The sequence below is a fragment of the Streptomyces sp. NH27 genome, from assembly GCF_056859195.1.
On the sequence record NZ_JACEGK010000587.1, the window covers coordinates 1 to 4,710 of the forward strand.

A 4,710-nucleotide genomic window follows, 5' to 3' on the forward strand; every position below is an offset into this window, starting at 1 on the left:
CCGCTGACCTGACTGCCGACGTGACGTCGATCGGATGCCATTCAGCCGCCGATTAGCCGCCCATCGGCTGACGATTCACCGCCACCGCGCCGCCGCCTCGCGGCCGCCCCGGTGTCGATTCGCCGCCAACTGGCTTATCGGCCAGCCTTGTTGAACGCTTCGTAGACCTTCTTGGGGATACGGCCGCGGGCGGGCACCTCGAAGCCGTTGGACTGCGCCCAGGCGCGGACGGTGGCCGGGGTGGGCGCGATCGGGGTGCGCTTGTAGGCGTGACCGGAAAGGGTGCGGCGACGGCCGGCCTCGACGTAGGGAGCGAGTTCCTTGCGCAGTCTGTCCGCGTTCCTCGACGAAAGGTCGATCTCGTACCACTGGCCGTCGACGCCGAATGCGATCGTCTCCTCGGCGTTGCCGCCGTCGAGATCGTCGGCAAGGGTGACCAGTACGCGCTGCGCCATCGGGATCGGTCCTTTCTTGTGCCGGCTGCCTGCGGTCGCGACGGGGCCGGACCCACGCGGGTCCGCGACCGGGCGCCCGAGGGGAATGGGGCGGTGGAGATACCCGTTGCTGCTGTTAATTCCCGCTGCATCGACGCCGCAAGCATCTTCGCTTCAGAGACCCTATGTTTTCCGCCGCGGCTTTACCCAGGTATTTTCTCAGCCGATATCCAAACGTGATCGGCGATCTGTGGCCGATGTGGCGTTGCGGTATATCTACTCGCGTAGATTTCGCCACCCGGTAGGCTGAGAGAACCTCACGCACCACACCATCGGGAGTGCCAGTGGCACGCGTCGTAGTCGACGTCATGCTCAAGCCGGAGATCCTCGACCCCCAGGGCCAGGCCGTACAGCGTGCGCTGCCCCGGCTCGGCTTCGACGGGATCTCCGACGTCCGCCAGGGAAAGCGCTTTGAGCTGGAGGTCGACGGCCCCGTCGACGACGCAGCGCTCGCCCGTATTCGGGAGTTGGCGGAAACCTTTCTCGCCAACACCGTGATCGAGGACTTCAATGTAAAGGTGGAGTCGTGACTGCACGCATTGGTGTCGTCACATTTCCGGGGACCCTTGACGACCGCGACACCCAGCGCGCCGTCCGGGTGGCCGGCGCGGAAGCGGTCCCGCTGTGGCACCGCGACAAGGACCTGAAGCAGGTCGACGCGGTGGTTCTGCCCGGCGGGTTCAGTTACGGCGACTATCTGCGGGCCGGGGCGATCTCCCGTTTCTCGCCGGTGATGGAGTCGATCATCGAGCAGGCCCGGGCCGGAATGCCGGTGCTGGGGATCTGCAACGGTTTCCAGGTCCTCACCGAGGCACATCTGCTGCCCGGGGCGATGCTGCGCAACACCGAGCTGCACTTCGTCTGCCGCGACCAGAAGCTGCGGGTCGAGACCAGCGGCACCGCCTGGACCGCGGACTACGCGGCGGGCCAGGAGATCTCCATCCCGCTGAAGAACATCGACGGCCGCTACACCGCCGACGAGCACGTGCTGGACGAGCTGGAGGCGGAGGGCCGGGTGGCCTTCCGCTACGCCACCGGCGGCCCGGCCGCGGACGGCTACGGCAATCCGAACGGCTCGCTGCGCGACATCGCCGGGATCACCAACGCGGCGGGCAACGTGGTGGGCCTCATGCCGCACCCGGAGCACGCGGTCGAGTCGCTGATCGGCACCGGCCGCACCGACGGGCTCGGCTTCTTCACGTCGGTACTCAAGAAGTTGGTAGGCGCGTGACTCTCGACACAGTGCAGCACGCCGAGCAGACCCCCGACGTGGAGCTGCCGTGGAAGGCGCTCGGCCTCAAGGAGGACGAGTACCAGCGGGTCCGGGAGATCCTGGGCCGCCGCCCGACCGGGGCCGAGCTGGCGATGTACTCGGTGATGTGGTCGGAGCACTGCTCGTACAAGTCGAGCAAGGTGCACCTCAAGCAGTTCGGCGTGAAAGCGCCGAAGACCGACGCGCTGCTCGTCGGCATCGGGGAGAACGCCGGCGTCGTCGACGTCGGCGAGGGCTACGCGGTCACCTTCAAGGTCGAGTCGCACAACCACCCGTCGTACGTCGAGCCGTACCAGGGTGCGGCCACCGGGGTCGGCGGCATCGTGCGCGACATCATCGCGATGGGCGCGCGGCCGGTCGCCGTGGTGGACCCGCTGCGGATGGGCGCGGCCGACCACCCCGACACCAAGCGGGTGCTGCCCGGCGTGGTCGCCGGCATCGGCGGCTACGGCAACTGCCTCGGTCTGCCGAACATCGGCGGCGAGCTGGTCTTCGACGCCTGCTACCAGGGCAACCCGCTGGTCAACGCGGGCGCGATCGGCGTGATGCGGCACGAGGACATCCACCTCGCCAAGGCGTCCGGCACCGGCAACAAGGTCATCCTCTACGGGGCCAGGACCGGCGGCGACGGCATCGGCGGCGCCTCGATCCTCGCCTCGGAGACGTTCGACGCCACGAAGCCGAGCAAGCGGCCCGCGGTGCAGGTCGGCGACCCGTTCCAGGAGAAGCTGCTGATCGAGTGCACGCTGGAGGCGTTCGCCGAGAAGCTGGTGGTCGGCATCCAGGACCTGGGGGCGGCGGGCCTGTCCTGCGCCACCAGCGAGCTGGCCTCCAACGGCTCCGGCGGCATGCGCGTCGAGCTGGACGACGTACCGCTGCGCGACTCCACGCTCTCGCCCGAGGAGATCCTCATGAGCGAGTCGCAGGAGCGGATGTGCGCGGTGGTGGAGCCCGCGAAGGTGGCGCGGTTCCTGGCCATCTGCGAGAAGTGGGACGTCATCGCCACCGTCGTCGGCGAGGTCACCGACGGGGACCGGCTGGAGATCTTCTGGCACGGCGAGAAGATCGTCGACGTGGACCCGCGCACGGTCGCGCACGAAGGCCCGACGTACGAGCGCCCGTACGCGCGGCCGGTCTGGCAGGACGCCTTGCAGGCCGACGACGCGGGCGCGCTGGCCCGCCCGGCCGGCGGCGACGAGCTGCGCGCGCAGGCGCTGCGGGTGCTCTCCTCGCCGAACGTCGCGTCGAAGGCGTGGGTCACCGACCAGTACGACCGGTTCGTGCAGGGCAACACCGTGCTGGCCCAGCCCGAGGACGCGGGCATGATCCGGGTCAACGAGGAGACCGGCCTCGGCGTCGCCATCGCCACCGACGGCAACGGCCGCTACACGAAGCTCGATCCGTACGCCGGCGCGCAGCTCGCGCTCGCGGAGGCGTACCGGAACGTGGCGGCGACCGGCGCGAAGCCGCTGGCGATCTCGGACTGCCTGAACTTCGGCTCGCCCGAGGACCCGGACGTCATGTGGCAGTTCGTGGAGGCGATCCGCGGGCTGGCCGACGGCTGCCTCCAACTCGGTACGCCGGTGACCGGCGGCAATGTCTCGCTCTACAACCAGACCGGTGAGGCGGCCATCCACCCCACCCCGGTCGTCGCCGTGCTCGGCGTGATCGACGACGTGGCGCGCCGCACCCCGATGGCCTTCGCCGACGAGGGCCACCTGCTCTACCTGCTCGGGGAGACCCGCGAGGAGTTCGGCGGGTCGATCTGGTCGCAGGTCGTGCACGACCACCTCGGCGGGCTGCCGCCGGCCGTGGACCTGGAGCGGGAGCGGCTGCTCGGCGAGATCCTGATCTCCGCGTCGCGGGACGGCATGATCGACGCCGCCCACGACCTGTCCGACGGCGGACTGCTCGCCGCGATCACCGAGTCCTGCCTGCGTGGCGGGCACGGTGCCCGGCTGGTCGTCCCGGACGGGCTGTCCGCGTTCACCTTCCTGCTCTCGGAGTCGGCCGGGCGCGCGCTCGTCGCCGTTCCCCGCTCGGAGGAGCTGCGCTTCACCGACATGTGCGGTGCGCGGGGCCTTCCCGCGACCCGGGTCGGCGTGGTCGACGGTGAATCCCTGGAGATCCAGGGCGAGTTCACGATCCCGCTGGCGGAACTGTCGCAGGCCCACCACTCGGCGATCCCGGGGCTGCTGTCCTGACCGACCGTCACTTGCGGTGCAGGGGCGCCCACGCCGGTACTTCGGCGGGGGCGCCCTTGTCGGATGCGGCTGTTGCGGTCGGCCGTCGGTCGGGGGGCGGCGCTGTGATTGCCTTACGGACGTGGGAGGTTGGTGCCCGTGGGGGGGATGGGCGACGAGGTGCGGGACGCGATGCCGGTACGGTTCTCAACCGGGGCAGGCCGAACCCTCAACCGATCGGCAGATCACCGGACTTGAGCGCGCGGACGAACGAGGTCCAGGCGGTGGGGGTGAAGGTGAGGACGGGGCCCTCGGGGTCCTTGGAGTCGCGGACGGGCAGCACCGCCGGGTTGCCGTCGCCGACCTCGACGCACTCGCCGCCGTCACCGTTGCTGTACGACGACTTGTGCCACTCGACGGTGGTGCCCAGATCGCGAGCAGTGGTCATGGTCTGCTGAACTCCTCCGCCACCGAAGAGATGAGGTTCAGGGACGCCTCCGGCGACGGCGCGACGGCCCGCGCACAATCGTATGCCCGCTGGTGTTCGGCGACCATTGCCGGCGAGTCCAGCAAGTGGCCTGAATAGGGCCCCTCTACGTAGACGGCGGGCGGTGCGTCCTCGAACGTCATGAGCGTGACGTTCGTACCGGCCATCGGGTACGCGCCCGCTTCGTAAGGGATCACTTGCAGCATGATCGGCGGTAGTGCGTTGCCCCCTCGGAGATGTCGCGCGGGTGGCGTCGGATGAGGAGGAGACGGG

Annotated in this window: 6 protein-coding genes; 3 read left to right on the forward strand and 3 right to left on the reverse strand. The window is 69.5% G+C overall.

Going from position 1 to position 4,710, the window contains the following annotated elements; translation table 11 throughout:
* Positions 1-134: 134 nt before the first annotated feature.
* Positions 135-455, reverse strand: a complete 321-nt coding sequence (locus AC13HU_RS32515; protein WP_483045575.1) for a histone-like nucleoid-structuring protein Lsr2 — start codon at positions 453-455, stop codon at positions 135-137.
* Positions 456-772: 317 nt separating this feature from the next.
* Between AC13HU_RS32515 and purS the strand changes: the two genes are divergently transcribed.
* From purS to purL, 3 genes are read left to right on the forward strand one after another with little or no spacing between them, the layout of a single operon-like run.
* A complete protein-coding gene (purS, locus tag AC13HU_RS32520) occupies positions 773-1,024 on the forward strand; it encodes a phosphoribosylformylglycinamidine synthase subunit PurS (protein ID WP_328465768.1) in 252 nt (83 codons plus the stop codon).
* On the forward strand, positions 1,021-1,725 hold the full coding sequence (gene purQ, locus AC13HU_RS32525) for a phosphoribosylformylglycinamidine synthase subunit PurQ (RefSeq protein ID WP_483045576.1): 705 nt from the start codon (positions 1,021-1,023) through the stop codon (positions 1,723-1,725). The genes purS and purQ overlap by 4 nt, the downstream gene beginning before the upstream one ends.
* Positions 1,722-3,971, forward strand: a complete 2,250-nt coding sequence (gene purL / locus AC13HU_RS32530; RefSeq protein ID WP_483045577.1) for a phosphoribosylformylglycinamidine synthase subunit PurL — start codon at positions 1,722-1,724, stop codon at positions 3,969-3,971. Before purQ ends, purL begins: the two co-directional genes overlap by 4 nt.
* A 208-nt stretch (positions 3,972-4,179) precedes the next feature.
* Here the strand turns inward: purL and AC13HU_RS32535 are convergent, their stop codons facing one another.
* Together AC13HU_RS32535 and AC13HU_RS32540 are read right to left on the reverse strand one after the other, a co-directional pair.
* A complete protein-coding gene (locus AC13HU_RS32535; protein WP_483045578.1) occupies positions 4,180-4,398 on the reverse strand; it encodes a DUF397 domain-containing protein in 219 nt (72 codons plus the stop codon).
* Positions 4,395-4,710: Scr1 family TA system antitoxin-like transcriptional regulator (locus AC13HU_RS32540; protein WP_483045579.1), on the reverse strand; the 316-nt coding region annotated here is incomplete at its 5' end. The genes AC13HU_RS32535 and AC13HU_RS32540, both read right to left, overlap by 4 nt.

What these genes read in the sequence shown, in the direction of transcription:
- AC13HU_RS32515 (WP_483045575.1), bottom strand. Translation starts at nt 455, where the DNA reads ATGGCGCAGCGCGTACTGGTCACCCTTGCCGACGATCTCGACGGCGGC.
- AC13HU_RS32535 (WP_483045578.1), bottom strand. Translation starts at nt 4,398, where the DNA reads ATGACCACTGCTCGCGATCTGGGCACCACCGTCGAGTGGCACAAGTCG.